This window comes from Sphingopyxis sp. GW247-27LB, assembly GCF_002277025.1.
GTDB lineage: Bacteria > Pseudomonadota > Alphaproteobacteria > Sphingomonadales > Sphingomonadaceae > Sphingopyxis.
On sequence record NZ_NIWD01000002.1, the window covers coordinates 454,385 to 480,594 of the forward strand.

Genomic DNA, 26,210 nt, shown 5'->3' on the forward strand with positions numbered 1-26,210 from the left:
ATTTGCTGGCATGGGAGCGCGCATGAGCAACCGACCGATCGCCGCCATCATCCTTGCCGCGGGCAAGGGCACGCGCATGAAATCCGACCTGCACAAGGTGCTGCATCCCATCGCCAGCCGGCCGATGCTGATGCACCTGATGGCGAGCGTCGACGCGCTGAACCCCGCAAAGAAGGTCGTGGTCGTCGGCGACAAGGCCGATCAGATCGAGGCGGCGCTGGGCGGCAGCGCGAGCCTCGCGGTGCAGGAGCCGCAGCTCGGCACCGGCCATGCGGTGCAGCAGGCCGAAGCGGCGCTCGCGGGCTTCGACGGCGATGTGCTGATCCTTTACGGCGACGTGCCGTTCGTGCCCACAGCGACGATGCGGGCGATGATCGACCGGCTGAACGCGCCCGATGCGCCCGCGGTCGTCGTGCTCGCCTTCGAGCCCGCCGACGCCCAGCATTATGGCCGCGTGATCACCGAAGCCGATCGCGTGACGAAGATGGTCGAATATAAGGATGCGACCGAGGCCGAACGCGCGGTCAAGCTCTGCAATTCGGGGCTGATGGCCGCGAAGGCGACGGATTTGTTCGCGCTGCTCGCGCGCGTCACCGACGACAATGCGGCGAAGGAATATTACCTCGTCGATATCGTCAACATCGCCAACGCCGACGGGCGGCCCTGCGCGGTGGTCACGACCGATCCGTTCGACGTCACAGGCATCAACAGCCGCGCCGAGCTCGCGGCGATGGAGGGCGCGTGGCAGGCGCGGCGACGCGCGGCGGCGATGGCGGGCGGCGCCAGCCTGATCGCGCCCGATACCGTCTGGTTCGCCTGGGATACTCAGCTCGGCCGCGACGTGCTGATCGAACCCAACGTCTTCTTCGGTCCCGGAGTCAGCGTCGCCGACGGCGTGCGGATCCGCGCCAACAGCCATATCGAAGGCGCGGCGATCGGCGCGGGGTGCGAGGTCGGCCCCTTCGCGCGCCTCCGCCCCGGCACGGTGCTGGGCGAAAAGGCGAAGATCGGCAATTTCGTCGAGACCAAGAAGGCGGTGCTCGGCAAGGGCGCGAAAGCGAACCACCTGACCTATCTGGGCGACGCCACCGTCGGCGCGGGCGCGAACATCGGCGCGGGGACGATCACCTGCAATTACGACGGCTATTTCAAATATCAGACGGTGATCGGCGAGAACGCCTTCATCGGATCGAACAGCGCGCTCGTCGCGCCGGTGAAGATCGGCCGCGACGCGATCGTCGGCGCGGGCAGCGCGGTGACCCGCGACGTCGCCGACGGCGAACTGCGCCTCGTCCGCGGCGAGCAACTCGTCAAGCCCGGCTGGGCCGACCGCTTCCACGACGCGATGCGCAAGAAGAAGGCGGCGGAGAAAGGGACGAAATAGCCTCCCGGCATTCGATCCCGGCGCCGCGTCGCCAGGTCCGGTTTCGCGTCAGCGATCCTTGCCGCTCTGTTCGGCTATATAGTTCAGTTCCTGCAGCGAGGCTTCGTCGCCGGGCACGATCGCCAGGCATTTGTCGAGCGCGGCGCGGGCCTCGTCCCAGTGGCGCAGTTCGGATTGGTTGAAGGCGATGCCGCGATAGGATCGGCAACGCCGGTTGTTGCGAATGCGCTGCACCGCGGCCTTGTCTTCCATGAAGTCGAGCGACAGATCGTTCGTCTCGCTCGCCCGGGTGAAGATTTCGAGCGACTTTTCCCATTGGCGCCCGGCCTTGTACCATTCGCCGAGTTCATTGGCGTAGTGATTATTGTCAGGATCCATCGCGACCGCCGCCTCGAGATTGGGCAGCGCGTCATCGCGGCGGCCAAGGTCGATCAGCGCAAATCCCTTGAGGAAATAGGCGTCGCAGATATTGGGCGACAGAGCGACGGTCGTCGCAGTTTCTTTGCTGCTTCCCTCGTTTGCAGCCGCCGCGGCGCTCATCAACTGGGTCAGCGTATCGCCCGGTCCCGACGCGCAGACATAGGCGGTGTCGGGGCTGCGCCCGGCCTCGAAGCGCCCGATGATCTCCTGTGCCTTGGCAACAGTCTGGCCGAAGTCCTTGGCACGCAAGGCATCCATGGCTTCTCCGATGGCGATCGAGTCGGCATCGTCCTGCGTGTCCGCCGATGCGGGAACCGCGACAAGGCTTAGGGTCGCGGCAAATATCATGGCAACTGGTCGAAACATCGTCACTCTCCCCCGAACGCATGTCATAAGCCGCTGCGCCGCAGAGGCAACTTTGAAAGCGTGAAAGCGTTTGCGAACCTTGCATTTGCCTCGAGAGCATCGTCCAGGGACTGATCTGCCGGGACGGAAGAGGGAAGGCCGAAGGCCATGAAGCTGGAGAAAATGATTTGAGCGACCGCTACACCGACACGCCTTTCCTGCGCTTCGTCGATGCCTATGTGCTCCGCGCGATCGGCCATCTCGACACCGCGACCGCCGCCTATTGCGACGCGATGGTGCCGCAGCTCCGGCAAAGCTTCGCCACGGCGGAAGGCGGCTGGGTCGAGATCGTCGAGCGGCAGATGAAATTCCCGCCCGAGCTGCCCGGGCAGATTCGCAAGATATGGGAAGACGGCAAGGCGCGCTTCGCGGAAGGCCACGGCGAGGCGCCCGATCCGGTGCAGTTCGCGATGATCTTCGTCGACCGGAATTTCGGGCGGAACTGAAACGCTTACTTGCAATGATATCATGATATGATATCGGATGTTCATGCGATTCCTCGCCGATATTCCCGACGACGATGTCCAGTGGCTCGACGCGCTCGCGGCCGGTCAGGGCGTGTCGCGTGCGGAGCTCGTCCGCCGTGCGATCGCGGTCTATCGCGCCGAGGTGTCGGGCGATGCCATCGACAATGCCTTCGGCATATGGCGCGCACGTGACGACATTGGCGACGGGCTCAAGTATCAGCGTCGCCTGCGGGGCAAGCGCGAATGATCGAGGCGCAGTTCGACAGCGACATCCTGATCGACGCCTTGAACGGCGTCGAGGCCGCGCGCAGCGAGATTCGCCGCGCCGGCCGCCGGAGCGTCAGCCGGATCAGCTGGACCGAGGTCATGTCGGCCGCCGATCCCGCGTCGGTCAAGGCGGTCGAGGCGTTCCTTGGCTGCTTCGCGGTCGAAGAGGTCGGCGATGCGGTGGCCCGGCGCGCCGCCGCGCTGAGGGCCGAGCGCAAGGGCTTGACGCTGGCGGACGCCTTTGTCTTGGCTACCGCGCAAATATCGGGCCGCATCCTCGTTACGCGCAATATCAAGGTGTTTCCGGCCGCGATGCCGGGTATTCGCGTTCCCTATACGCTCTGAAAGAAAGCCAGACCCCCATGTGCGGAATTATCGGAATCATTGGCAAGGACCAAGTGGCGGATCGTCTGGTCGACGGCCTCAAGCGGATGGAATATCGCGGTTATGATTCGGCGGGCGTGTGCACGGTCGAGGGCGGCCAGCTCGTCCGCCGCCGTGCCGAGGGCAAGCTCGCCAATCTCGTCAAGGAACTCGCGGGCAACCCCGCACCCGGCACCGTCGGCATCGCGCACACGCGCTGGGCGACGCACGGCGCGCCGACCACCAACAACGCGCACCCGCACGCGACGGGCGAGGTCGCGCTCGTCCACAACGGGATCATCGAGAATTTCAAGCCGCTGCGCGAAGCACTCACCGGCCGCGGGCGCGTTTTCGAAAGCGAGACCGATACCGAGGTCGTCGCGCATCTCGTCTCCGAACAGGTCGAGGCGGGCAAGTCGCCCGCCGATGCGGTGAAGGCGGTGCTGCCGCAGCTGCGCGGCGCCTTCGCGCTCGCCATCGCCTTTCGCAGCCATCCCGACCTGCTTATCGGCGCGCGGCTGGGATCGCCGCTCGTCGTCGGCTATGGCGAAGGCGAAACCTATCTGGGGTCGGATGCCCTGGCCCTGGCGCCGCTGACGCAAAAGATCGCCTATCTGGAGGAAGGCGATTGGGTGATCATCGGCCGCGACGGTGCGCAGATTTTCGATCATGAAAACAATCCAGTGGAGCGCGAAGTTACCACAAGTGGCGTCTCCGCCGCGACGATCGAGAAGGGCAATTACCGCCACTATATGCAAAAGGAGATCTTCGAGCAGCCGACGGTGGTCGCGCAGACGCTCTCCTCCTACATCCGCCCGCTCGAACAGACGGTCGCGCTGCCGCAGATGGATTTCGACCTGAGCAAGATCGACCGCATCACGATCGTCGCGTGCGGCACCAGCTTCTACGCCGGCATGGTCGCCAAATATTGGTTCGAAACCTTCGCGCGCGTCCCCGTCGACATCGATGTCGCGTCGGAATTCCGCTACCGCGACCCGGTGCTCGCACCCGGCGGGCTCGCGCTCTTCATTTCGCAGTCGGGCGAGACCGCCGACACGCTCGCGGCGCTGCGCCATTGCAAGGCGCACGGCCAGACGATCGCGGTCGTCGTCAACGTGCCTACGAGCAGCATGGCGCGCGAGGCCGACCTCCTGCTCCCCACCCATGCGGGCCCCGAGATCGGCGTCGCCTCGACCAAGGCCTTCACTTGCCAACTTGCGGTGCTCGCCGCGCTCGCCGCGCACCTCGCGCTCAAGAAGGGCAAGCTCAGCGAGGAACAGGAGCGCGAGATCGTCCGCCACCTGATCGAGGCGCCCGCGGCGCTCAACGCGGCGCTCGCGCACGACGAGGATATCGCGGCGATGGCGCACCTCGTCGCCCCGGCGCGCGACGTCCTTTATCTCGGCCGCGGCCCCGACTATCCGCTCGCCCTCGAAGGCGCATTGAAACTCAAGGAAATCAGCTATATCCACGCCGAAGGTTATGCGTCGGGTGAAATGAAGCACGGACCCATAGCGCTGATCGACGAGGCGGTTCCGGTCGTCGTCCTCGCGCCCTCGGGCCCACTGTTCGAAAAGACGGTGAGCAATATGCAGGAGGTCCGCGCGCGCGGCGGCAAGGTCGTGCTGATCAGCGACGCCGAGGGTCTCGCCGAAGCCGGCGAAGGCTGCCTCGCGACGATCGAGATGCCCAAGGTCCACCCGCTGATCGCGCCGCTCGTCTATGCGGTACCGGTACAGCTTCTGGCCTATCATGTCGCGGTGGCGAAGGGCACCGACGTCGACCAGCCGCGCAACTTGGCGAAGTCGGTGACGGTGGAATGAGCTTGATGAATAGCTGTCCGATCTGGGGGACGCCCGCGCAGCGAATTGCCGGATATGAAGGCAGGGATGGCATTGCCGTGGACTCGCCAAGGGCAGGTGGGAAATTCTTTATCTCACACAGCGCGAAGATGAATCTTCAAAATTCTGATGATTCCTTGCGAGCCAAAGTCTCTTTTGAGATTGTTAGACACAACTATATTTCGTCAATACCAGAAATTTCAACCGGCACCATCGAAGCATTGGCTTCGACCCAATTGAAGGTAACAGATCGATCGGTTTGGCTTTTGAGATTTTTGGTCAAAAGATCGAAGCATCTCGGAGAGATTCTTGATCATTTCTCAGTCGTCGATACCCAATCCAACGATACCTTCTTTTACATTGGGCGAAAGCTGGGCCCTGGGGCTGCTGAGCTTTTCGCGTGGAGCGGCTCGGTAGAAACCGATGAGGTCATCTTCCTTCTTGATATTCTCCAAGAGCGCGGTGCCGTTCGGTTAGCTGACGATCAACCTATCCCGAAAATCACGGTCATGGCAAAGGGGTACGACGAGGTGTCTCCAGCAGGCTCAAATGGCGAGCATGAGCAAGCTTTTGTAGCGATGTGGTTTGATAACTCGATGCTTGAGCCATACGAACTCGGCATCGAAACTGCTGTTCGCTCGGCCGGATACCGTCCTATGAGGATCGATCGGAAAGAGCACGTCAACAAAATCGACGACGAGATAATAGCAGAGATACGACGATCTCGTTTTCTAGTCGCCGATTTCACTTCCCAACCAGCTTCTCCGCGCGGAGGCGTATACTTTGAAGCAGGATTTGCATTGGCGCTAGGAAAACCGGTTATCTGGACTTGCCGAGAGGATTTAATCGAGCACGTCCACTTTGATACCCGGCAATTTAATCACATCGTCTGGGCTGACCCAGCGCAGCTCCGAGATCGTTTGCTCAACCGTATTCTCGCGGTTCTGGGACAAGGTCCCTTGAACTGAGGCTATCTCTGGAACAGGTCTTTGCCGTGATGGGCTCCAGAGAGCATTAGGGACGATATCGAATTCTGATGGATTGGAATACCACCTGCCATTGCGGCGCCGTCTCGATTCGCCTCGCCAAGGCACCTGAAGAGATCGTCGAATGCAATTGCTCGCTCTGCTTTTCGCACGGAATCCTCTGGGCCTATTATTCGCCGCGCGATGTGGTGATCGAGGGCGAGACACGGACCTATAATCGCGCCGACCGGCCGAACCCCAATTCGGACCTGCATTTTTGCCCGACCTGCGGTTGTTCGACCCACTGGTCGGCGACCGAGGGGCTGATCGAGCGGATGGGCGGCGAGGTCGATCTGATGGGCGTCAACATGCGCCTGTTCGCCCCGTCGCAGCTCAGCGGTTTGAAGCTGAGCTTTCCCGACGGACGCCACTGGTCGGGCGAGGGATCGTGGGACTATGCGCGCGAGTCCGGGGTCATGCCCTGATCCGATGACCCCAGCCGCGATCATCTTCGACTTCGACGGCGTCATCGCCGACAGCGAGGTGCGGGCGAACCAGACGCTCGCCGAAAGCCTGACCGCGATCGGGCTGCCGACGAGCTACGACGACTGCTTGCGCGACTATTACGGGCATAATTGGCAGGAGACGCAGCGGCGGATCGAGGCGCGCTTCGGCCGTGCGCTTCCCGCCGATTTCCGGGAGCGTCACCGCGAACGCGCGCGGGCGCGCTTCGCCGAGGGGTTCGGGCCGGTGCCCGGCGCGCCCGAGTTTCTCGCGTCATTGGGCGACCGGCCGCGCGCGGTCGCCTCGTCGAGCAGCCCCGCCTATATCGCGATGTCGCTGGATCGCTTCGGCCTCGCGCATCATTTCGGGCGCCATGTCTACAGCGCCGACGGCTGGGACCGCGGCAAGCCGCATCCCGACATCTATCTCGCCGCTGCGAAGGGGCTAGAGGTCGATCCGGCGACATGCCTCGCGATCGAGGATTCGCCGACCGGTGCACAGGCCGCGCTCGCGGCGGGGATGACGGTGGTGGGTTTTTGCGGCGCGGGGCACATCGCCGACCGCGCAGCGCATGGCGCAGTGCTGCGCGCGGTCGGGGTGCACAATGTTGCGCACCGTTTCGACGAGATCGTTGTCGCCGCTTGACTCCACTATTCGTCACCCCGGACTTGATCCGGTCGTCACCCCGGACTTGATCCGGGGTCTGCCTGCCTTGAAGGAAAAGGCGGATCCCGGGTCAAGCCCGGGATGACGAAGACGGGGCGAGGGCCGCTGCACCTGAGCTTCCTTGGCAACGCGCCCGGGATGAAAAACCGCTGTCCTACAAAGCATGGGCGGGTTAGCCTACCCTATCAGGCCTAGACCGGTGGAGCCGCTGTGCAGCCGCTGCGCGATGCGAATTGCGAGTGAAGTTGCCCAGTTTTCCGCGCCTTTCGATGAAAGGCCCGAAGGAGAGAGACCATGTGCAATGACATCACCGAAGCCGACCTCGACCGCGCCGGGCTTCCCGTCCGGCGGCGCGAGTTCGGCGCCCTCGTCGGGGCCGGGGCGCTCGCGTCGATGCTGCCCGCCGCCGCCTGTGCGGCCGGCGCGGTGAGCGGGCGCGACGTTTCGATCGCCACCGCCGACGGCACCTGCGACGCCTATTTCGTCGCGCCGGGCGAAGGCAGGCACCCCGGAGTGCTGATCTGGCCCGACATTCGCGGCCTGCGCCCCGCCTTTCGCCAGATGGCCGACCGGCTGGCGGGCGAGGGCTATGCGGTGCTGTGCGTCAACCCCTTCTATCGCTGGGCGAAATCGCCGGTGGTCTATGCGGGCCATGATTTCGACGACCCCGCGGTGCGCGAGACGCTGTTCGGCTATCTGAAGCGGCTCGACAAGGCGGCGGTGACGACCGACGCGACCGCGCATCTCGCCTTCCTCGATGCGCAGAAGGAGGTCGATAGCGCAAAGGGCATTGGCACCGCGGGCTATTGCATGGGCGGGCCGATGGTCATCTACACCGCCGCGCTCAGCCCCGAGCGGGTGAAGGCGGCGGCGAGCTTCCACGGCGCGAGCATCGGCACCGACAAGCCCGACAGCCCCCACCTCCTGATCCCCCAGACCAAGGCGGGCTTTCTGTTCGCGATCGCCGACAATGACGACCAGGAAAATCCCGAGGAAAAGACCCGGCTGAAGGCGGTGCTCGACCCGCGTCCCGAATGGCACGAGGTCGAGGTCTACAAGGGCGCGCTCCACGGCTGGTGCCCGCCGGACGGTCGCGCCTATAATGAGGCGGCGGCCGAAAAGGCGTGGGGCCGGATGCAGGTGCTGTTCAAGGCGGCGCTCTGACGCCTCCGTCCTTCGATGCGATGAGGGTGGATTTCATCAGGTCGGGCGAGCGCCGCTACAGCGTGCGGGTCGAGCGCGGCAATGCGCCGCCGCTGGTCATGGATCCGGCGCCGGGGTTCGACGCCGACCTGCCGCACGACATGGTGCATTTCGTCGCCGAGGGCGTGTTGGGGCTGAAGACGGGCGTGTTCGGGCAGATCGCGGCGGGTGGCAACGCCGGCGGCTTCCGGATCGAGGCGGCGGACGGGGCGCGCGATGCGAAAGAGCATCGCCGCGCGGTGCGCAAACAGGCGGCCAAGGGACAGCGGCTGGCGAGGGATCAGGGCCGCGAGGGCGAACTCTCCGAACTCGCGGCCTTCCTGTTCGACGTCGAGTGGCGCCGCCGGTCACGCCCGGACAGCGCAACGCAGCGGGCGGCGCTGGGCGAGGCCGAACGGGTGCGCGCATCGCTGAGCGCGGACGAAAGGGCACGCCTCGACGCGGCCGCGCCGCGGGTGTTCGACATGTTCGACGCGCTGTCGGCGGCATGGCGGGCGCTGCGGGCCGGCGAGGCGCTGGCGCTCGAATGGCCGACGCTGGAGCGGGTTGGCTAGCTCACCCCATCGGGTAGAGGATATCCTTGCCGACCTGGTTCAGCGCCTTCATCACATCCTCGCCGAGCACCAGGTCGATCGCATCGAGGATCGGGTCCAGTTGGTTGTCGGCGCTGACCCCGACGATCGTCGAGGCGACGAAGTCGTGCTGTTTCGACCAGGCGATCGCCATCGTCACCGGATGCAGTCCCGCCTCGGCGGCGATCGCCAGATAGCGCGCCGTCGCGGCGAGCGACTTGTCGTTGACGAAGCGGCGTCCCATCGCGGCCTGCCGCCCCTCCATCCGCAGATAGCGCGAGAAGCGCGCGCCCTCGGGCATGGCGCCGTCCTGATATTTGCCCGACAGCACCCCGCCGGCGAGCGGCGAATAGGGGATCAGACTGACGCCCTCCTGCCGGCTGACCTGCGCCAGCTCGTCCTCGAAACGGCGGTTGTTGAGGCTGAAATTATTCTGGATCGTCTCGTAGCGCGCCAGGCCGAGCCGTTCCGATGCACCGAGCGCCTTCATCAGTCCCCAACTCGCCTCGTTCGAGCAGCCGAGGATGCGGACCTTGCCCTCGCCCACCAGTTCGTCGAGCGCCTCCATCATCGCGTCATAGGGCGCGTCATGGTCGGGCCAGTGGGTCTGATAAAGGTCGATATAGTCGGTCTGGAGGCGCGTCAGGCTCGCCTCGACCGCGGTGCGGATATGGTGGCGGTCGAGCGCGGTCGTGCCACCCCGGCATGGTGACTTGAACCAGACATGGCTCGGTCCCGACACCTTGGTCGCGAGGATGATCGCGTCGCGGTTCTTGGTCTTGAGCCAGCGGCCGACGATCTCCTCGGTGCGCCCGACCCATTTGATATCGGGCGGCACCGGATAGCCCTCGGCCGTGTCGTAGAAATTGATTCCGGCCTCGAAGCAGCGGTCGAGGACGCGAAACGCGGTTGCTTCGTCGGCCTGGCTGCCGAAGGTCATCGTTCCCATGCAGATGTCGGACACATGGATGGCGCTTCGGCCAAGGCGGCGGCTCTTCATGGGCTCTGATCTCCGGTCGGGCGGGGAGGGGAGCGCCGTGCATAGGTGGCGCGCCGCGACCTTGCAATCAGATGAGCAGCGCGAGCGATCCGACGAGCAGCGCAGCCATCGTCCAGTTGAAGACGCGCAGCCGCGCCGGACTCGACAGCCAGCCGCGCAGCGCCTGGCCCATCACCGCCCACAGGCTGGTCGAGGGCAGGTTGATGACGCCGAACACGGCCGCGACCAGCGCGACCGCGGCGAGATTGCGGTCGGGGGCGTAGAGGGCGATCGCGGTCAGCGCCATCGACCAGGCCTTGGGATTCACCCACTGGAACAGCATCGCCTGGACGAAGCTCATCGGCTTGCCCCGCGCGCCGCCTTCGGTGTCGGGCGCCGCGGCGTTGGCGATCTTCCACGCCAGCCACAGGAGATAAACGACGCTCACCACCTTCAGAATCAGGTTCAGGACGGGGAAAAGGTCGAACAGCTCCATCAGCCCCACGCCGACGAGCACGATCATCAGCGTGAAGCCGATGCCGACGCCGAGCGCGTGCGGTACGGTGCGGCGCAGGCCGAAATTGGCGCCCGACGCCATCAGCATCATGTTGTTCGGTCCCGGCGTGATCGAGGTGACGAGCGCGAAGGCGGAGAGCGCGGCGAGGGTGGTCTGTTCCATGCGCGCAATATAATTCGTCATCGGCGGCAAGTGATTGCAAAGTTAGCTGTCATTCGGGTATTATATGCAATCTATGAATGAGATCGACGCCATAGGCCGCAAGATATTGCGCGAGCTGTCCCGCGAGGGGCGAATCTCCAACCTCGACCTTGCCGAGCGCGTCGGGCTGTCGCCCTCGGCCTGCCTGCGCCGTGTGCAGGAGCTCGAACGCAGCGGAGTGATCAGGGGTTATCGCGCGCGCATCGATCCGGCGCGAACGGGGACGACCTTCATCGCCTATGTCACGGTGGGCCTGTCGCGCCATACCAAGGACGCGCAGGCGGGTTTCGAGGCTGCGATCGCCGAAGCCCCCGAAGTGCGCGAGTGTCACAATGTTACCGGCTCGATCGAATATCTGCTGCGCGTCGAGGCCGCCGACCTGGCCGCCTACAAGCATTTCCATACCGAGGTGCTGGGCGTGCTGCCGCAGGTGAACGCGATCACCACCTATGTGCTGATGGATTCGCCGAAGGACGAGCGGGGCTGACTGTCATTGCGAGCGAAGCGAAGCAATCTCCCGCTATCGTTAGGCGAGGCCGGCAGATGGAGATTGCTTCGTCGCTGCGCTCCTCGCAATGACGAGGGGAGGTTGAACCAGCGGTAATGACACCGCATATCGGTTGCATGCCGAAACTTTCCTTCCTCGACCTCGTCCCCGTCACCGACAGCGGGACGATCGCCCAATCGCTCGCCAACGCCGCCGATCTCGCGCGCCATGCCGAGGCGCTTGGCTATCATCGCTATTGGGTGGCGGAGCATCACGGCATGGCGGGCATCGCCAGCGCCGCGACCTCGGTCGTGCTCGCGCATATCGGCCATGCGACGCAGAGCATCCGCATCGGCGCCGGCGGGATCATGCTGCCCAACCATGCGCCGATGGTGATCGCCGAACAGTTCGGCACGCTCGAGGCGCTGTTCCCCGGCCGGATAGACCTGGGGCTGGGCCGCGCGCCCGGCTCGGACCAGCGCGTCGCGCAGGCGCTACGCCGCAACTTCGCGAGCGACGAGCGGCAATTCCCGCAGGATGTCGTCGAACTGCAGGCCTTCCTTGCCGGCGACGAGCGGCTCGGCATCCGCGCGGTGCCGGGGGAGGGAAGCCAGGTGCCGCTGTGGATCCTGGGATCGAGCCTGTTCGGCGCGCAGCTCGCGGCAATGCTCGGGCTGCCCTATGCCTTCGCGAGCCATTTTGCGCCCGATGCGCTCGACGAGGCGCTCGATATCTACCGCCGCCAGTTCAAGGCTTCGGCGCAGCTGTCAGAGCCTTATGCCGCCGCGGCGTTCAACGTCTTCGCCGCCGACACGCGCGAAGAGGCCGAGCTGCTCGCATCGTCGCAGCAGCAGGCGTTCGTCGCGCTGCGCACCGGCAATCCGGGCAAGATGAAGCCGCCGCTCGAAGGCTATAAGGACGGCCTGCCGCCCAATGCGCGCGCGATCCTCGATCATGTGCTGCAATGTTCGGCGGTCGGTACCGTCGACGATGTCGCGGCGGGCCTCAAGGCCTTCGTCGCGCGCACCGGCGTCGACGAAGTGATCGTGGCGTCGTCGATGTACGATCATGAGGCGCGCAAACATTCGGTCGCCTTGGCGATGGAGGCGGCGCGGGGCCTCTGAACCGTCAAGAAATATGACGATCGGAGTCATCGAAACATAATCGAAAGGTCATCGGAGCGTCCTCGAATCGACGCGCTGCCTGCCTAGGCGCGGCGCGTCGTTCCAAAAAGGGGTCGCTTCCATGTCCATCGCCATCCGTCTCGCCGGTGCCAGCCTTCTGGTGCTGGCCGCTTCCCATCAGGCCTATGCGCAGGAGGCGGCGGCCGACGAAGGCGATGCGATCGTCGTCAGCGGCCAGCGTGCGCAACAGGAGCGCGCGATCGAGATCAAGCGCGACGCGATCGGGATCGTCGACGTCGCGGCGGCGGACGAGATCGGCCAGCTCCCCGACCGCAACGTCGCCGAAGTGATCGAGCGGCTGCCCGGCGTCGGGGTGCAATATGACCAGGGCGAGGGGCGCTATGTCGCGATCCGCGGCATCCCTTCCGACCTCAACAATTACACCGTCAACGGCTTCGAACTCGGCAACCCGGACGGCAATACCCGCCGTCTGCCGCTCGACGTCGTGTCGGGGCAGCTTCTCAACCGCGTCGAGGTGACCAAGGCGAAGACCGCCGATCTCGACGGGCAGGGGATCGGCGGCACGATCAACCTCGTCACGCAAACCGCCTTCGACTTCGCCGAACCCTTCGTCCTGTCGGCCAATGCGCAAGTCGGCTATCAGACGCTCAACGAAAAGACACCGATCCGCGGCGACGCGAGCATCGGCGGGCGTTTCGGCGCCGACGAGCAGTTCGGCGTCCTGATCGGCGGCAGCTATTCGAAACGCGATTTCCAGAGCTTCGGCATCTTTCCCGACGACTGGTCGCCGTTCCCCGGCGCGGCGCGCGGCGGGATGCCGACCAACATCAAATATACCGATTACCAGCTCGAGCGTGAGCGGATCGGCGGGGTCGCGTCGTTCGACTGGCGAGCGAGCGACACGACGCACCTGTGGGCGCGCGGGCTCTACAGCAAGTTCACCGAGAACGAATATCGCCAGCGCTTCCGCCTCGACTTCGCGACCGCCGCGCAGCGCGAGGCCGGGACGGTCACGCTCAACCCCGACGGTGTGAGCGGCGTTTCGACCGCGACCGAGCAGCGGTCGGATCTTCGCCTCGAATATAAGGAAAAGTCGGTGCTCGTCGGGATGGTCGGCGGCACGACCGAAACCGACGACTGGACGTTCGACTACGGCCTCGCGCGCTCGCACAACAAGGTGGTCGAGCCCAACCAGCTCTGGCAGTTCCGCGGCAATCCCGGCACCGTCGATTTCGATTTCAGCGACAAATTGTTCAGCGCCGCGCCGCGCGCGCCGCTGTCCGCCGACGCGGCGGGCTTTCGCCAATATACGGTGCAGGACGAGAGCGGCGACGAGTATATCTGGACCGGGCGGCTCGACGTGACGCGCCGGCTCACCTTTGGGGACGAGAGCTGGCTGAAGGTCGGCGGCAAATATCGCGCGACCGACAAGGATTTCGATTCGAACAACACCGTCTTTTCGCGCGGCGGCAACGCCGCGACGCGCTTCACGCTCGGCCAGTTCGATCTCTCGGGCGCCGACGTGATCTCGCGTGTCGGCGGCGGGCACGACTATCTGATCACCCCGGTGATCGACGCCGAACGGATCGATGCCTTCACCGCTGATCCCGCTAACGCCGCCTATTTCGTCCTCGACGAGACCTCGTCGATCGCCAATGCGACGCTGAGCGATCTCGACCTGTCGGAAAAGATCGCCGCGGGCTACGCGATGGCGAACCTCGATTTCGGCACGATCACCGTGACGCCGGGGCTGCGCGTCGAGCAGACCGACCTGACGATCAAGGGCTTCCAGCTCGAAAATGAGAGCGATGTTGTTCCGGTCACCGCGAAGCATAAATATACGAACTGGCTGCCCAGCCTGGTCGTCCGTATCCGGCCCAATGAGGAAACGGTCTTCCGCTTCGCTTATACGCGCAGTGTCGGCCGTCCGAACTATTCGGACCTGACGCCCGGCGGCGAGATCGCTTACGAGCAGAATGACGACGGCACGTTCGACGGCTCGGTGTCGCTCGGCAACCCGAACCTCAAGCCCTATGTCGCCGACGCGCTCGACGCTTCGGCCGAATGGTATTTCGCCAAGGGCGGTTTGCTTTCGGTTGGGGTGTTCGCGAAGTTCATCAAGAACCCCGTCTATACGCAGAGCTATTTCGTGCTCGATGCCAGCTATGGCGGGCGCGACTATGCGGTGCTCAGCTTCTCGCAAAAGGCGAACGGCACCAGCGCTGACCTGATCGGGCTCGAACTCGCTTATCGCCAGCAGTTCGACTTCCTTCCCGGCTTCCTGTCGGGTTTCGGGGTCGAGGCGAACATGGCGCTGATCGATTCCAAGCTGAAGGTGCCCGGCCGAGCCGACCCCGCGGCCTTCCCCGAACAGTCGGGGCTGCTCTATGGCGCGCAGCTCTTCTATCAAAAGGGTCCGATCGAGGCCTCGGTCGCCTATCACAACACCGGCCGCGCGCTGATCGCGCTCGGCGCCGACGCAGCGGGCGACCAGTATAACGACGACCTGCGCCGGCTCGATGCCAAGGCGTCGTTCGCGCTGACCGATGCGATCAAGCTGTTCGTCGAGGCGCAGAATCTGACCGACGAGCCGACGCGCCAGTATCAGGGCAATCGGCGCGACTGGATCATCCAGAACGAGCGCTATGGGCGGACCTTCTACGCCGGCGCGTCGGTGCGCTTCTGATGCTCGCCGCCGCGCTGCTGACGCTCGCGACCATCGCCGCGCCCGAGGCCGATCAGGGCGTCGCGGCGGACGCGCGACACGTCTATGCGATCGATAACAATGCGATCGGCAAATATGACAAGGCGACGGGCGAGCGCGTGGCGCGCTGGGAGGGCGATGCCAGGCTGTTTCCGCACATGAACAGCTGCGCGGTGGTGAAGCCGCAACTCGTCTGTGCGGCCTCCAACTATCCCGCGGTGCCGATGGCGAGCACGGTCGAGATCTTCGACACGAGAACGCTGAAGCATGTTCGCAGCGTCAGCCTCGGCCGCATGTACGGTTCGCTGACCGCGATGGACTGGCACAAGGGCAGCTGGTGGGCGGTGTTCGCCAATTACGACGACCGCGGCGGCGAGCCGGGCCGCGACCATCGCTTCACGACGCTGGTGCGAATGGACGCATCGTTCCGGCCGCTCGAATCCTGGCTTTTCCCCGCCGAACTGCTCGCGCGCTTTGCCCCGAAAAGCTGCTCGGGCCTTGCCTGGGGAAGCGACGGACTGATCTATGCGAGCGGCCACGACCGCCCTGAAATCTACGCGCTGAAGCTGCCGGAGGCGGGCGCGACGCTCGATCTCGTCGCGACGCTGCCGGTGCCGACCGAGGGGCAGGCGATCGACTGGGACCCCGTCGAGCCGCGGCTCTTGTGGACGATCGACCGGCGGAAGAAGGAGGTTCGCGCGACGCCTATTCCAGCACCTTGAGGATTTTTGGCTCTCGTCTCGCCGCCCAACAGGGCGAGCGAAACGGGCTGCCGGGCACGCGCGCCGCCCGTGTTGACGCGCCTCCGGCCGCGGCAGTATAGGGACGGCGCCAATCGGGCGGCCCGCATGGGGTCGCCTTTTTACTTTACCTGTCTGGAAAGGTGCTGTGCCATGTCGATCACGCCGCTGATGCCCGTTTACCCCCGGTGCGCAGTGCGTCCGGTGCGCGGCGAAGGCGCCTATCTGATCGGCGAGCGAGGCGAGCGCTATCTGGACTTCGCGAGCGGCATCGCGGTCAACCTGCTCGGCCACGGGAATCCGCACCTGACGAAGGCGATCCAGGATCAGGCGGCGACGCTGATGCACGTCTCGAACCTCTACGGCAGCCCGCAGGGCGAGGCTTTTGCCGCGCGGCTCGTCGAGAACACATTCGCCGATACGGTCTTCTTCACCAATTCGGGCGCCGAGGCGGTCGAATGCGCGATCAAGACCGCGCGCGCCTATCATTCGAGCGCGGGCAATGCCGAAAAGCATGTTCTGATCACCTTCAACAACGCCTTCCATGGCCGTACGCTCGGGACGATCTCGGCGACCAACCAGGAAAAGCTGCGCAAGGGTTTCGACCCGCTGCTGCCCGGCTTCGCTTACGCGCCGTTCGACGACGTCAACGCCGCGCTCGACCTGGTCGACGACAACACCGCCGGCTTCCTCGTCGAACCGGTGCAGGGTGAGGGCGGCATCCGCCCCGCCTCGCAGCCCTTCCTGCAGGCGCTGCGCGACATCTGCGACAAGCGCGACCTGATGCTGATCTTCGACGAGGTGCAGTGCGGCGTCGCGCGCACGGGAACCCTCTACGCCCATGAGCAATATGGCATCGCCCCCGACATCATGGCGAGCGCCAAGGGCATCGGCGGCGGCTTTCCGATGGGCGCGTGCCTCGCGACCGAAAAAGCGGCGCGCGGCATGGTGATCGGCACTCATGGATCCACCTATGGCGGCAATCCGCTGGCGATGGCGGCGGGGCAAGCGGTGTTCGACGTGATCCTCGAGGAAGGCTTCCTCGACCAGGTCAAGGCGACCGGCGAGCGGCTGCGCGGCGCGCTCGAACAGCTTATCCCCAATCATGACCATCTGTTCGACAGCGTGCGCGGCATGGGGCTGATGCTGGGGGTCAAGCTCAAGTCCGACAGCCGCGCCTTCGTCGCGCATCTACGCGACAATCACGGGCTGCTGACGGTGGCGGCGGGCGACAATGTCGTCCGCATCCTGCCGCCGCTCAACATCGGGCAGGGCCATATCGACGAGTGCATCGAAAAGCTGTCGGCGGGCGCGGCGAGCTATACGCCGCCGGAAGCCTGATGCGGCATTTCCTGAACCTGTCGGACGCCGGCGGCGATGCCGTCGCGGCGATGCTGACCGACGCGATCGACCGCAAGGCGGCGCGCGCGGGCTGGCCCAAGGGCCGGCCCGACGCCGACAAGCCGCTCGCGGACCATGTGCTGGCGATGGTGTTCGAGAAGAATTCGACCCGCACCCGCGCCTCGTTCGACATGGCGATGCGCCAGCTGGGCGGCAGCGCGATGGTCCTCGACGCGGGGACCACCCAGCTCGGCCGCGGCGAGACGATCGCCGACACCGCGCGCGTCCTGTCGCGCTATGTCGACGCGATCATGATCCGCACCGACGATCATGCCAAGATCGAGGAACTGGCCGCGCATGCAAGCGTGCCGGTGATCAACGGTCTGACCGACCTGTCGCATCCGTGCCAGATCGTCGCCGACCTGCTGACGCTGGTCGAAAGCGGCAAGGCGTTGCCCGGGCTAGAGCTCGCGTGGCTCGGCGACGGAAATAACGTACTCGCCTCGCTGATCGAGGCGGCGGGGCTGTTCGGCTTCAACGTCCGCGCGGGATGCCCGCAGGGCTATGACCCCGACCCGGCCTTCGTCGAGGCGGCGCGCGCGAAGGGTGCGCGGATCGACGTCGTGCGCGACGCGCGTGAGGCGGCGGCGGGCGCCGACGTCGTCGTCACCGATACCTGGGTGTCGATGGGGCAGGACCATGCCCACAACAAGCTCGCGGCGATGGCGCCGTTCCAGGTCGACGAGCGGCTGATGGGCGCCGCGAAGAGCGATGCGCTCTTCCTTCACTGCCTGCCCGCGCATCGCGGCGAGGAGGTCGTCGACGCGGTGATCGACGGATCGCAGTCGCGCGTCTGGGACGAAGCTGAAAACCGCGTCCATGCTCAAAAATCCGTCCTCCTCTGGGCGCTGGAAAAACTGTGAGCGACTCCGTCGAGACCTGGTTCGACCAGCCGCTGCTCTTTACCATTGCCGAACGTCATGTTCGCGGACGACTGGTGCGGCTGGGACCGGCGCTGCGCACGATCATCGCGGCGCACAGCTATCCGCCGGTCGCGGAAAAGCTGCTGGCCGAAGCGCTCGTCCTCACCGTTCTGCTCGGCTCGACGCTCAAGGACGAAAAGGGTCAGCTCACGCTGCAGGCGCAGACCGGCGGCGGGCCGGTCGAACTGCTCGTCTGCGACTATCGCGGCGGCGAGCTTCGCGGCTATCTGAAGTTCGACGCCGAGCGGCTCGCCGAGATCGGCCCGGAACCGACGCTGTTCGCGCTGTTCGGCGAAGGGTTCCTCGCGATCACCTTCGACCAGGCGACAACGGGCGAGCGCTATCAGGGGATCGTCCCGCTCGAAGGCGCGTCGATCGGCGACGCCGCCGAACATTATTTCGAGCAGTCCGAGCAGATTTCGAGCCTGATCAAGCTCGCGGCGCGCCATGATGCCGAGGCGGGCTGTGTCGCCGGCGGGCTGCTGCTCCAGCATCTACCGGAGGGCGAGGTCGGCCGCGATCGGCTGCACGTCCGCCACGATCTTCCCGAATGGGAGCATGCGCGGACGATCGCCGAGACGTTGAAGCCCGACGAGCTGACCGACCCGGCGACCTCGCTCGAAACGCTCGCATGGCGCCTGTTCCACGAGGATGAGGTGCGCGTCGCGCCCGGCGTCACCATATCGCGCGGCTGCCGGTGCAGCACCGGCTATTTCGCCGGCGTGCTCGCCCAATTCCCCGAAAGCGAGCGCCGCGAAATGGCGGACGAACAGGGGCTGGTCCAGGTCGACTGCGCCTTTTGCTCGCGCGTCTTCCCCATTCCGCTCGGCGAGATCGGCGCGGAGGACTGAGCGCCCCGGGACGGCGTTCCCCATCGGTGAAGCGGGGTCATCGAGGGCCGGGCGGTTGAAAGGCCGCGACCGGATCGCTATCTCCTTGCGAACGGGGTCGCACTCTTGCCCGGTTGTGGGTGGCCAGGTGGATAGGTGGACATGGCGATCTTCTCTCATTTCTTGCGATGGACTTTGGCGAGCGCGACTTTGGCGCTGGCCAGCACGGCGGCGGTTCCGGCGCAGGCGCCTTCGCTCGCGATGCTCGATCGGCTCGAAAAAGGCCGCTGGCAGCTCAGCGAGCGCGGCAAGTCCGACGTTCTGCAATCGATGTGCCTTGGCGACGCGCGGCGGATGATCCAGGTCTATCATCCGCGCAGCGGCTGCTCGCGCTATGTGATCGAGGACAAGCCGAATTCGGTGACGGTGCATTACACCTGCCCCGGCGCCGGGCATGGCCGTACGACGATCCGTTCGGAAACCAACCGGCTGGTGCAGATCGACACGCAGGGGATCGCGAACGGCAAGCCTTTCTCGCAGGCGATCGAGGCACGCCGCGTCGCGGCGTGCACGGGTGGCTGATCCACTCCGGCGATAACCCGATATTAACCATCCCGCGCTATCGGGGATGAATGACGCACCGATGTGCGTCCTTCTCCCTACGGCTTCATGCCGAACTGGGCCGCCGGCACCGCCGCGCGGCCCATTTTCTTGGTGCGGCGCAGCGCGGGCCTTGCACGGCTGCATGGGCGGGCGTATCGGGCGCCGATGCACGACATGCACGGAAAAACGGTCATCGTCCTTCTCTCGGGCGGGCTCGACTCGATGGTCTGCGCCGGCCTTGCGCGCGAGGCGGGGGCGCGGATCGTCGCGCTGACGGTCGATTACAACCAGCGCCACCGCGTCGAACTCGAATCGGCCGCGCACATCGCCGACTATGTCGGCGCGGCCGAGCATATCGTGCTCCCGCTCGACCTTCGCCGCTTCGGCGGCTCGGCGCTGACCGCCGACATCGACGTCCCGAAGGACGGCCCGATCGGCGAAGCGAGCGACGTTCCGGTCACCTATGTGCCCGCGCGCAACCTCATCTTCCTGTCGCTCACGCTCGGCCTCGCCGAGGCGCGGCGCGCGCAGGACATCGTGATCGGGGTCAATGCGCTCGACTATTCGGGCTATCCCGATTGCCGCCCCGAATTCATCGCGAGCTTCGAGGCGCTCGCGCGCCTCGCGACGCGTGACGGCGACAAGGGCGTCGATTTTCATATTCACGCTCCGCTCCAGCACATGACCAAGGCCGATATCGCCGCCGAGGCGGCCCGGCTGGGCATGGACGCCGGGATGAGCTGGTCGTGCTACGACCCGACGCCCGAAGGGCTGCATTGCGGCCATTGCGATAGCTGCCGGCTGCGCAGCAAGGGTTTCGCCGACGCCGGGCTGACCGACCCGACGCGCTACGCCTGAATCATGGCCTACGCTGTCAAAGAGATTTTCCTGACCCTGCAGGGGGAGGGCGCGCAGGCGGGCCGCCGCGCGGTCTTTTGCCGCTTTGCCGGCTGCAATTTGTGGACGGGGCGCGAGCAGGACCGCGCGAAGGCGGTCTGCCGCTTCTGCGACACCGATTTCGTCGGCACCGACGGGACGCTTGGCGGCAAATATGCCGATGCGGCAGCGCTCGCCGATCGCATTGCCGGGGCATGGGGCGCGGGGAGCGATGACCGTTACGTCGTGCTGACCGGCGGCGAGCCGATGCTCCAGGTCGACGACGCGCTGATCGCGGCGCTCCACGAGCGCGGTTTCACCATCGCGATCGAGACCAACGGCACGCTCGCGGTGCCGCGCAGCATCGATTGGATCTGTGTCAGTCCCAAGGCGGGCAGCGAACTCGTTCAGACGAGCGGCGACGAATTGAAACTCGTCTGGCCGCAGCCGGGCAGCGATGTGGAGCGCTTCGCGACGCTCGATTTCGCGCATCATCTGGTCCAGCCGCTCGACGACCCGAACGCGGCCGCCAATGTTCGCGCTTGCATCGATCTGGTGATGGCCGACCCGCGCTGGCGCCTGTCGCTCCAGACGCACAAGAGCCTGGGGTTGCGTTAAGCTTTATTCGGTCGAAGCTTTGGGGGCGGGGGCTGTGGTCACCGCCTTCTTGGCTGCCGGGGCGGCGACGGCGTCGGGATTTTCCGTTTCGCCCGCATCATCCGTGGCAGCGTCGTCGGCCGTGTCCTCGTCCTTCTTCTCGGTCTTCTTGGCGCTGCCATCGTCGGGCACGCTGTTGTCGACCGCGGTGCCGTCGATGCTCGAATCGTCGAGGATGATCATCGAATCGCTGATCGTGCCGGGCTGAACCTCGACCGCGTCGAGCTTCGTCGTCGACGAGCCGCCCGAATCGCCGCCTCCGCAGGCCGCGAGCGACAGGAGGAGGGCGGAGGACAGGAGAAGACGGGTCATGCGCCCCTCCTAATCGCTCGGCGAAAGCTTGTCGAGAAAGGCGGGAAGGGCCGCCGCCAGCGCGGCATCGACCTCGGCGAAACCCGCCTGCTTCCCCAATGCGGCGAGGCTGGTCACAGGGAATTCGGCGATCCCGCACGGCACGATCCCGCCGAAATGAGTGAGGTCGGGCGCGATGTTGAGCGAGAAGCCGTGCAGCGTCACCCAGCGCCGTACGCGCACGCCGATCGCGCCGATCTTCGCCTCGCGGCCCTGCGGGTCGTCGGTCCAGATGCCGATGCGCCCCTCGGCCCGCCGCGCCGCGACGCCGAGCGCGGCGAGGGCATCGATCACCCAGCCTTCGAGCGCCGAGACATAGGCGCGGACGTCGCGGCCGCGATGGCTGAGGTCGAGCTGGACATAGCCGACGCGCTGGCCGGGGCCGTGATAGGTATAGCGCCCACCGCGACCGGCATCATAGACGGGAAAACGCGGGTCGAGCAGCTCGGCGGGATCGGCGCTCGTCCCCGCGGTGTAGAGCGGCGGATGCTCGAGCAGCCAGATGCGCTCGCCGACCCCGCCCGCGTGGATGGCCGCGGCGCGCGCCTCCATGTCGGCCAGCGCGGCGGGATAGTCGGTGAGACCGGGCGAAACGCTCCATTCGGTTGACGGCAGGCGGGTCATCGCGCGCCTCCTGCCCGCGTCGGAGGCCGAGCGCAAGGGGGCGGCTTAAATCGTTAACGAGGCTGGACAAGGGAGAGCCGGGGCGTCAGTCTCCATGAACGAGGGGCCTGACAAAGACGGGATATTGATGCCGAAATTCGACATGGGCGCAGCCTGGGAGGACAGCATGACCCTCCTGCGATCGTACAGCGGCCTGACCTGGGCGATCGCCGCGGTATTCTTTTTCCTGCCGACGCTGGCGGTAAGCTGGTTCGGGCCGACGCCGATCGAACCCGCCGCAGGCGCAACCTTCGACCAGATCATGGCGGCGATGGGTGCCAATGTGCGTCAGGGTCTTCCCTATCAGCTGCTGGTCGCGCTGATCGCCGCAATCGGCGGGGTTGGCATCCTGCGGCTCTGGCTGTCTCGGACGGGCGTGAGCGTCGGCGAGGCGCTGACGTTTGCGGCTAAAATGGCGCCGACGGTCATTGCGGTCCAGTTGATCCTGTTCGTGGCGCTCGTGCTCGCGGTCCTGATACTCTTCGCGCCGGGTATCGCCGCCGGCCGCGGGGGCGCCGGTGTCCTCCTGCTGGTGGTCGGGCTGCTGATTTTCCTCGGGCTCTCCGCCTATTTCTGGGGTCGTCTGTCGACGATCTCCGCCGTGATCGCCGACCGCGCGCTTCACAACCCGTTCGCGGCGATCCGCGAGGCCTGGGCGCTGACGAAGGGCAATGGCTGGCGGATCTTCCTGTTCCTGTTTCTGGTCACGCTGGTGATCCTGATCATCGCCGCGATTTTGGGCGGCATCGTCGCCGCCATCGTCGGCACGGGCAGCGATGCGGGGCGCATCCTGATCGGGCTGGTCGAGGGCGGAGTGGCCGCGGTCAGCGGCATGGTCACCTTGGCGATCGTGGCGGCGACATACCGCCAACTCGCGATCCGGGAAAGCGGGGAGATTTTCGGATAATTCAGAACTGGGGTCGTTTGTCGCAACATATCTAGCAACGGGGAAAGACATCATGAATCGATTCAGTATCGGACAGGCTTGGTCCCATGCGACCGGCTTCTTCAGCGGCAACGCCGCCAATCACGCCATCGTCCTGATTGGGATAGGCATTCTGGTCCCGCTCGTCCTGCAATGGGTCATTATCGGGAACCCGATGGCGAACGCATTCAATCCGGCCGTCATGGCGGGCAACCCGACGATGATGGCGGGCATGGGCGTCGGTTTGATCGTGATATCGCTGCTGTCCTACGTCCTGCAGTTCGGCAGCTATTTCTCGTCGTGGCGATTGGGAATCACCGATGCCGGCGACCTGCCCGGCGGCCTTCGGTTCGGCATGATCGCCGGCGCGGTCCTGGTCGGATTGATGATCGCCACGATCGTCGTCCTGGCAGCGGTGGCCTATGCAATCTCGCCTTGGCTCGCGATCCCGTTCATCCTGGTGCTGATGCTGTTCTTCATCGTCATCTATCCATGGCTGTTCGGCTTCATGGCCATCCTCTTTCTTCTGCTTGCCGCGTTCGGCTCCTACGCGCTGACCTCTATGGCGCCGATGATGGGGGGCACTGCTGCGGGCGGAAGCGGGGTCATGGTGATCCTCCTGGTGGCCTTCGGGGCGCTGTGCCTCTGGTTGGCGGCGCGGTTGTGCTGCACGGGGCCTTCGATGGCCGACCGGAGCGAATATCTGCCTTTTCAGGCGCTGAAGCGCAGCTGGAGCATGACCAGCGAGGGACAATGGCGCATCGTTGGTTATTTCCTTCTGATCGGCGTCGTGCTGTTCGTTCTTGCGATCATCCTGGGCCTGCTGGTCGGGTCGAGCTTCCAGTCGATGATGATGGGCGGCGGCGTGCCGGGATTCGGAACGATCATCCTGCTGACGCTGATCGTGAGCATCCCGATGGCTTATTTCACCGTCGCCGTTCCGGCGGGCATCTATCGGGCTCTCGGTCACGAGAGCGCGGGTGAAGTCTTCACCTGATCGGAGTCGGTCAGGGTCTTGTGAGGGGCGCTCCGGCGACGGGGCGCCCCTTTTTCGTCAGGCCCATTTGGCGAGCGGCGGCAGGCTCATCAGGATCGCGTCGATATTGCCGCCGGTCTTGAGCCCGAACAGCGTGCCGCGGTCGTAGACGAGGTTGAACTCGGCGTAGCGGCCGCGCCAGACGAGCTGTTCCTCGCGCTCGGCCTCGGTGAAGGGCAGGGCCATGCGGCGCCGAACGATCTGCGGGAAAATGTCCAGGAACGCCTCGCCGACGGCCTGGGTGAAGGCGAAGTTGCGGTCGAACTCGGCGTCGTCGCCGCATTCGAGATGATCGTAGAAGATGCCGCCCACCCCGCGATGAACGCCGCGGTGTGGGATGAAGAAATAATCGTCGGCCCATTTGGCGTAGCGTTCGTAAACGTCGGGGCCATAGGGTGCGCATGCGGCGCGGAAGCGGGCATGGAAGGCGTCAGTGTCCTCGGCATAGGGGATCGGCGGGTTGAGGTCGGCGCCGCCGCCGAACCAGCGCTTCGTCGTGACGAGGAAGCGGGTGTTCATATGCACAGCGGGGACGTGCGGATTCGCCATATGCGCGACGAGGCTGATGCCGGTGGCGAAGAAGCGCGGGTCCTCGCTCGCGCCGTTGATCGACGCCGCGAAGTCGGGCGCGAATTCGCCGCCGACGGTCGAGACATTGACTCCGACCTTTTCGAAGACCTGCCCGGTCATCACTCCGCGCACGCCGCCGCCGCCTTCCCCGGGGGCGAGCCCTTCGGCCTCACGGTCCCAGGGCGTATAGGCGAAGCGCGCGTCGCTGCCCGCTTCGGCCTCGATCGCCTCGAACTCGGCGCAGATGCGGTCGCGCAGTGTTTCGAACCAGCTGCGCGCCGCCTGTTGCTGGGAGTCGAGCGAAATCATGCCGCAAAGCCTTTCGTCTGCCGGAGTGCCTCGGCGAGCGCGATGCCAGCCGCGACCGCGACATTCAAGGAGCGAAAGCCCGGCTGCATCGGAATCGCGACCCGCGCGCTCGCCGCCGCGTGCACATGGGGTGGCACGCCCGAGGATTCGGCGCCGAACAACAGGATGTCGCTCGGGGTGAAAAGGAAAGCGGGCAGGGGAGTCGCGCCCGCGGTCGTGAGCAGCACGATCCGCCTGTCCGCGCCCGCCGCCCAGTCGCCGAACGCAGCCCAATCGGCGTGGCGCCGGGTGTCGGCGCGCGCGGCATAGTCCATCCCGGCGCGCCGCAACGCCGCCCCGGAAAAGGGAAAGCCGCACGGCTCGATGATATGCGCGGGCACGCCGAAACAGGCGGCGGTGCGCAGCGTCGTGCCAAGGTTGCCGGCGATGTCCGGCTGAAACAGGGCGATTTCCATCGCGCCGCCATAGCCGCCGCCGGCGGGCGAATCGAGCCTGATCGCGGCCGCTGCCGCCGCACGAGGCCCGAGGGGAAATTGCCTGTTGGCAAGCCCCGGATGTGCGGCTATCAGGCCCGCAATTCCCGGAGGGGCCGCCGGGATGCGCCGCGTCCTGCGTGCGCAAACAGGGCGACCCGGCATCCGCGCGAATTTGTCAGTTCAGCCATGCAAGGGCAATCGAATGGCCAGTGAAACCAATCTCAACGCCGGCATCGAAGATGGCGTGCGGCGCCGGGATTTCATCAATATCGCCGCAGTCAGCTTCGCCGGAGTCGGCGCCGCCGCGGTGGTCCTTCCCCTGGTCAACCAGATGAACCCGTCGGCCGACGTGCTCGCGCTGTCGTCGACCGAGATCGACATTTCGGCGATCCAGTCGGGACAGGCGATCAAGACGAGCTGGCGCAAGCAGCCGGTGTTCGTGCGTAACCTGACCCCGGTCGAGATCGCGGAAGCGAACAAGGTGCCGCTCGGCGACCTGCGCGATCCGCAGACGCTGGCCGAGCGTACCAAGACCGGCAAGGAAAACTGGCTGATCACGCTCGGCGTCTGCACCCACCTCGGCTGCGTGCCGCTCGGTGCCGCCGAAGGCGAGCCGCGCGGCGATTTCGGCGGCTATTTCTGCCCGTGCCACGGGTCGCACTACGACACCGCTGCGCGCATCCGCAAAGGCCCGGCACCCAAGAATCTGACCGTGCCGCCCTATGACTTCACCAGCGACACCGTCGTGACGATCGGCTGA

At 65.6% G+C, this 26,210-nt stretch carries 30 protein-coding genes; 23 read left to right on the forward strand and 7 right to left on the reverse strand.

What is annotated here, in order from left to right; all coding sequences use genetic code 11:
• Positions 1-22: 22 nt before the first annotated feature.
• Entirely contained in the window at positions 23-1,384 is a 1,362-nt protein-coding gene (gene glmU / locus CD928_RS02210; protein WP_255247015.1) for a bifunctional UDP-N-acetylglucosamine diphosphorylase/glucosamine-1-phosphate N-acetyltransferase GlmU, read from the forward strand.
• Positions 1,385-1,432: 48 nt separating this feature from the next.
• Here glmU and CD928_RS02215 read toward each other — a convergent pair whose 3' ends face one another.
• Positions 1,433-2,170, reverse strand: a complete 738-nt coding sequence (locus CD928_RS02215; protein WP_141237062.1) for a tetratricopeptide repeat protein — start codon at positions 2,168-2,170, stop codon at positions 1,433-1,435.
• Positions 2,171-2,337: 167 nt separating this feature from the next.
• Here CD928_RS02215 and CD928_RS02220 point away from each other — a divergent pair, with 167 nt between their 5' ends.
• The 9 genes from CD928_RS02220 to CD928_RS02255 all read left to right on the forward strand — a co-directional run bounded on the left by CD928_RS02220 (position 2,338) and on the right by CD928_RS02255 (position 9,039).
• The gene (locus tag CD928_RS02220) at positions 2,338-2,655 is read left to right on the forward strand and encodes a hypothetical protein (protein ID WP_095384277.1); all 318 of its coding nucleotides are present in this window, start codon (positions 2,338-2,340) and stop codon (positions 2,653-2,655) included.
• A 37-nt stretch (positions 2,656-2,692) separates the two neighbouring features.
• A complete protein-coding gene (locus CD928_RS02225) occupies positions 2,693-2,923 on the forward strand; it encodes a ribbon-helix-helix domain-containing protein (RefSeq protein ID WP_255247016.1) in 231 nt (76 codons plus the stop codon).
• Entirely contained in the window at positions 2,920-3,288 is a 369-nt protein-coding gene (locus tag CD928_RS02230; protein WP_095384280.1) for a PIN domain-containing protein, read from the forward strand. The genes CD928_RS02225 and CD928_RS02230 overlap by 4 nt, the downstream gene beginning before the upstream one ends.
• Before the next feature lie 17 nt (positions 3,289-3,305).
• The gene (gene glmS / locus CD928_RS02235) at positions 3,306-5,129 is read left to right on the forward strand and encodes a glutamine--fructose-6-phosphate transaminase (isomerizing) (protein WP_095384283.1); all 1,824 of its coding nucleotides are present in this window, start codon (positions 3,306-3,308) and stop codon (positions 5,127-5,129) included.
• Between the two features lie 5 nt (positions 5,130-5,134).
• Positions 5,135-6,115 carry a hypothetical protein gene (locus tag CD928_RS22900; protein ID WP_141237063.1) on the forward strand — a complete coding sequence of 327 codons (981 nt, stop codon included), beginning with the start codon at positions 5,135-5,137 and terminating at the stop codon, positions 6,113-6,115.
• Between the two features lie 68 nt (positions 6,116-6,183).
• Complete coding sequence (locus CD928_RS02240) at positions 6,184-6,597, forward strand: GFA family protein (protein WP_095384285.1); 414 nt, start codon at positions 6,184-6,186, stop codon at positions 6,595-6,597.
• Positions 6,598-6,601: 4 nt separating this feature from the next.
• On the forward strand, positions 6,602-7,261 hold the full coding sequence (locus tag CD928_RS02245) for an HAD family phosphatase (RefSeq protein WP_176473412.1): 660 nt from the start codon (positions 6,602-6,604) through the stop codon (positions 7,259-7,261).
• Positions 7,262-7,576: 315 nt separating this feature from the next.
• Positions 7,577-8,446: a dienelactone hydrolase family protein gene (locus tag CD928_RS02250; RefSeq protein WP_095384291.1), complete on the forward strand. Its 870-nt coding sequence runs from the start codon at positions 7,577-7,579 to the stop codon at positions 8,444-8,446.
• 26 nt (positions 8,447-8,472) lie between these two features.
• On the forward strand, positions 8,473-9,039 hold the full coding sequence (locus tag CD928_RS02255; RefSeq protein ID WP_095384293.1) for a hypothetical protein: 567 nt from the start codon (positions 8,473-8,475) through the stop codon (positions 9,037-9,039).
• A 1-nt stretch (position 9,040) separates the two neighbouring features.
• On the opposite strand, the gene CD928_RS02260 is transcribed toward CD928_RS02255, so the two are convergent.
• Both CD928_RS02260 and CD928_RS02265 read right to left on the reverse strand, forming a co-directional pair.
• Positions 9,041-10,057 carry an aldo/keto reductase gene (locus CD928_RS02260; RefSeq protein ID WP_095384296.1) on the reverse strand — a complete coding sequence of 339 codons (1,017 nt, stop codon included), beginning with the start codon at positions 10,055-10,057 and terminating at the stop codon, positions 9,041-9,043.
• 67 nt (positions 10,058-10,124) lie between these two features.
• Positions 10,125-10,715: a LysE family translocator gene (locus CD928_RS02265; RefSeq protein WP_095385162.1), complete on the reverse strand. Its 591-nt coding sequence runs from the start codon at positions 10,713-10,715 to the stop codon at positions 10,125-10,127.
• Between the two features lie 64 nt (positions 10,716-10,779).
• Between CD928_RS02265 and CD928_RS02270 the strand changes: the two genes are divergently transcribed.
• From CD928_RS02270 to queE, 10 genes are all read left to right on the forward strand, one after another.
• Positions 10,780-11,241 carry an Lrp/AsnC family transcriptional regulator gene (locus tag CD928_RS02270; protein WP_255247017.1) on the forward strand — a complete coding sequence of 154 codons (462 nt, stop codon included), beginning with the start codon at positions 10,780-10,782 and terminating at the stop codon, positions 11,239-11,241.
• A 137-nt stretch (positions 11,242-11,378) separates the two neighbouring features.
• Positions 11,379-12,365: an LLM class flavin-dependent oxidoreductase gene (locus CD928_RS02275; RefSeq protein WP_095385165.1), complete on the forward strand. Its 987-nt coding sequence runs from the start codon at positions 11,379-11,381 to the stop codon at positions 12,363-12,365.
• Positions 12,366-12,486: 121 nt separating this feature from the next.
• Positions 12,487-15,072, forward strand: a complete 2,586-nt coding sequence (locus CD928_RS02280; protein ID WP_095384302.1) for a TonB-dependent receptor — start codon at positions 12,487-12,489, stop codon at positions 15,070-15,072.
• Positions 15,072-15,812 carry a hypothetical protein gene (locus CD928_RS02285; protein ID WP_095384305.1) on the forward strand — a complete coding sequence of 247 codons (741 nt, stop codon included), beginning with the start codon at positions 15,072-15,074 and terminating at the stop codon, positions 15,810-15,812. Before CD928_RS02280 ends, CD928_RS02285 begins: the two co-directional genes overlap by 1 nt.
• Before the next feature lie 171 nt (positions 15,813-15,983).
• The gene (locus CD928_RS02290; protein ID WP_095384308.1) at positions 15,984-17,171 is read left to right on the forward strand and encodes an aspartate aminotransferase family protein; all 1,188 of its coding nucleotides are present in this window, start codon (positions 15,984-15,986) and stop codon (positions 17,169-17,171) included.
• Entirely contained in the window at positions 17,168-18,094 is a 927-nt protein-coding gene (gene argF / locus CD928_RS02295; protein ID WP_095385168.1) for an ornithine carbamoyltransferase, read from the forward strand. The genes CD928_RS02290 and argF overlap by 4 nt, the downstream gene beginning before the upstream one ends.
• Positions 18,091-19,005 carry an Hsp33 family molecular chaperone HslO gene (locus CD928_RS02300; RefSeq protein ID WP_095384310.1) on the forward strand — a complete coding sequence of 305 codons (915 nt, stop codon included), beginning with the start codon at positions 18,091-18,093 and terminating at the stop codon, positions 19,003-19,005. The genes argF and CD928_RS02300 overlap by 4 nt, the downstream gene beginning before the upstream one ends.
• A 141-nt stretch (positions 19,006-19,146) precedes the next feature.
• A complete protein-coding gene (locus tag CD928_RS02305) occupies positions 19,147-19,566 on the forward strand; it encodes a hypothetical protein (protein WP_095384312.1) in 420 nt (139 codons plus the stop codon).
• 186 nt (positions 19,567-19,752) lie between these two features.
• Entirely contained in the window at positions 19,753-20,445 is a 693-nt protein-coding gene (gene queC, locus CD928_RS02310; protein WP_095385171.1) for a 7-cyano-7-deazaguanine synthase QueC, read from the forward strand.
• A gap of 3 nt (positions 20,446-20,448) precedes the next feature.
• Entirely contained in the window at positions 20,449-21,081 is a 633-nt protein-coding gene (gene queE, locus CD928_RS02315; RefSeq protein WP_095384315.1) for a 7-carboxy-7-deazaguanine synthase, read from the forward strand.
• A 3-nt stretch (positions 21,082-21,084) separates the two neighbouring features.
• On the opposite strand, the gene CD928_RS02320 is transcribed toward queE, so the two are convergent.
• Positions 21,085-21,432 carry a hypothetical protein gene (locus CD928_RS02320; protein ID WP_095384318.1) on the reverse strand — a complete coding sequence of 116 codons (348 nt, stop codon included), beginning with the start codon at positions 21,430-21,432 and terminating at the stop codon, positions 21,085-21,087.
• A gap of 9 nt (positions 21,433-21,441) precedes the next feature.
• Positions 21,442-22,095 (reverse strand): lipoyl(octanoyl) transferase LipB, encoded by a 654-nt coding sequence (gene lipB / locus CD928_RS02325; protein WP_095384321.1) that lies wholly within the window; start codon positions 22,093-22,095, stop codon positions 21,442-21,444.
• 127 nt (positions 22,096-22,222) lie between these two features.
• On the opposite strand from lipB, the gene CD928_RS02330 reads away from it, so the two are divergent.
• Together CD928_RS02330 and CD928_RS02335 are read left to right on the forward strand one after the other, a co-directional pair.
• A complete protein-coding gene (locus tag CD928_RS02330; RefSeq protein ID WP_095385173.1) occupies positions 22,223-23,041 on the forward strand; it encodes a hypothetical protein in 819 nt (272 codons plus the stop codon).
• A 52-nt stretch (positions 23,042-23,093) separates the two neighbouring features.
• Positions 23,094-24,056 carry a glycerophosphoryl diester phosphodiesterase membrane domain-containing protein gene (locus CD928_RS02335; protein ID WP_095384324.1) on the forward strand — a complete coding sequence of 321 codons (963 nt, stop codon included), beginning with the start codon at positions 23,094-23,096 and terminating at the stop codon, positions 24,054-24,056.
• Positions 24,057-24,113: 57 nt separating this feature from the next.
• Here the strand turns inward: CD928_RS02335 and hemF are convergent, their stop codons facing one another.
• Both hemF and CD928_RS02345 read right to left on the reverse strand, forming a co-directional pair.
• On the reverse strand, positions 24,114-24,974 hold the full coding sequence (gene hemF / locus CD928_RS02340; RefSeq protein WP_095384327.1) for an oxygen-dependent coproporphyrinogen oxidase: 861 nt from the start codon (positions 24,972-24,974) through the stop codon (positions 24,114-24,116).
• Complete coding sequence (locus CD928_RS02345) at positions 24,971-25,429, reverse strand: tRNA (cytidine(34)-2'-O)-methyltransferase (protein WP_095384329.1); 459 nt, start codon at positions 25,427-25,429, stop codon at positions 24,971-24,973. The genes hemF and CD928_RS02345 overlap by 4 nt, the downstream gene beginning before the upstream one ends.
• A gap of 223 nt (positions 25,430-25,652) precedes the next feature.
• Here CD928_RS02345 and petA point away from each other — a divergent pair, with 223 nt between their 5' ends.
• Complete coding sequence (gene petA, locus CD928_RS02350) at positions 25,653-26,210, forward strand: ubiquinol-cytochrome c reductase iron-sulfur subunit (protein WP_095384332.1); 558 nt, start codon at positions 25,653-25,655, stop codon at positions 26,208-26,210.

Excerpts from the sequence above, each read along its gene's own strand:
- CD928_RS02345 (WP_095384329.1), bottom strand. The coding sequence starts at position 25,429 with ATGGAAATCGCCCTGTTTCAGCCGGACATCGCCGGCAACCTTGGCACG.
- CD928_RS02280 (WP_095384302.1), top strand. The coding sequence starts at position 12,487 with ATGTCCATCGCCATCCGTCTCGCCGGTGCCAGCCTTCTGGTGCTGGCC.
- queC (WP_095385171.1), top strand. The coding sequence starts at position 19,753 with ATGCACGACATGCACGGAAAAACGGTCATCGTCCTTCTCTCGGGCGGG.
- CD928_RS02270 (WP_255247017.1), top strand. The coding sequence starts at position 10,780 with ATGCAATCTATGAATGAGATCGACGCCATAGGCCGCAAGATATTGCGC.
- CD928_RS02240 (WP_095384285.1), top strand. The coding sequence starts at position 6,184 with ATGGATTGGAATACCACCTGCCATTGCGGCGCCGTCTCGATTCGCCTC.
- CD928_RS02265 (WP_095385162.1), bottom strand. The coding sequence starts at position 10,715 with ATGGAACAGACCACCCTCGCCGCGCTCTCCGCCTTCGCGCTCGTCACC.
- queE (WP_095384315.1), top strand. The coding sequence starts at position 20,449 with ATGGCCTACGCTGTCAAAGAGATTTTCCTGACCCTGCAGGGGGAGGGC.
- CD928_RS02250 (WP_095384291.1), top strand. The coding sequence starts at position 7,577 with ATGTGCAATGACATCACCGAAGCCGACCTCGACCGCGCCGGGCTTCCC.
- CD928_RS02275 (WP_095385165.1), top strand. The coding sequence starts at position 11,379 with ATGCCGAAACTTTCCTTCCTCGACCTCGTCCCCGTCACCGACAGCGGG.
- hemF (WP_095384327.1), bottom strand. The coding sequence starts at position 24,974 with ATGATTTCGCTCGACTCCCAGCAACAGGCGGCGCGCAGCTGGTTCGAA.
- CD928_RS02330 (WP_095385173.1), top strand. The coding sequence starts at position 22,223 with ATGCCGAAATTCGACATGGGCGCAGCCTGGGAGGACAGCATGACCCTC.
- glmS (WP_095384283.1), top strand. The coding sequence starts at position 3,306 with ATGTGCGGAATTATCGGAATCATTGGCAAGGACCAAGTGGCGGATCGT.
- CD928_RS02285 (WP_095384305.1), top strand. The coding sequence starts at position 15,072 with ATGCTCGCCGCCGCGCTGCTGACGCTCGCGACCATCGCCGCGCCCGAG.
- CD928_RS22900 (WP_141237063.1), top strand. The coding sequence starts at position 5,135 with ATGAATAGCTGTCCGATCTGGGGGACGCCCGCGCAGCGAATTGCCGGA.
- CD928_RS02305 (WP_095384312.1), top strand. The coding sequence starts at position 19,147 with ATGGCGATCTTCTCTCATTTCTTGCGATGGACTTTGGCGAGCGCGACT.
- CD928_RS02320 (WP_095384318.1), bottom strand. The coding sequence starts at position 21,432 with ATGACCCGTCTTCTCCTGTCCTCCGCCCTCCTCCTGTCGCTCGCGGCC.
- CD928_RS02245 (WP_176473412.1), top strand. The coding sequence starts at position 6,602 with ATGACCCCAGCCGCGATCATCTTCGACTTCGACGGCGTCATCGCCGAC.
- CD928_RS02230 (WP_095384280.1), top strand. The coding sequence starts at position 2,920 with ATGATCGAGGCGCAGTTCGACAGCGACATCCTGATCGACGCCTTGAAC.
- petA (WP_095384332.1), top strand. The coding sequence starts at position 25,653 with ATGGCCAGTGAAACCAATCTCAACGCCGGCATCGAAGATGGCGTGCGG.
- CD928_RS02225 (WP_255247016.1), top strand. The coding sequence starts at position 2,693 with ATGTTCATGCGATTCCTCGCCGATATTCCCGACGACGATGTCCAGTGG.
- lipB (WP_095384321.1), bottom strand. The coding sequence starts at position 22,095 with ATGACCCGCCTGCCGTCAACCGAATGGAGCGTTTCGCCCGGTCTCACC.
- CD928_RS02260 (WP_095384296.1), bottom strand. The coding sequence starts at position 10,057 with ATGAAGAGCCGCCGCCTTGGCCGAAGCGCCATCCATGTGTCCGACATC.
- glmU (WP_255247015.1), top strand. The coding sequence starts at position 23 with ATGAGCAACCGACCGATCGCCGCCATCATCCTTGCCGCGGGCAAGGGC.
- CD928_RS02290 (WP_095384308.1), top strand. The coding sequence starts at position 15,984 with ATGTCGATCACGCCGCTGATGCCCGTTTACCCCCGGTGCGCAGTGCGT.
- CD928_RS02335 (WP_095384324.1), top strand. The coding sequence starts at position 23,094 with ATGAATCGATTCAGTATCGGACAGGCTTGGTCCCATGCGACCGGCTTC.
- CD928_RS02215 (WP_141237062.1), bottom strand. The coding sequence starts at position 2,170 with ATGTTTCGACCAGTTGCCATGATATTTGCCGCGACCCTAAGCCTTGTC.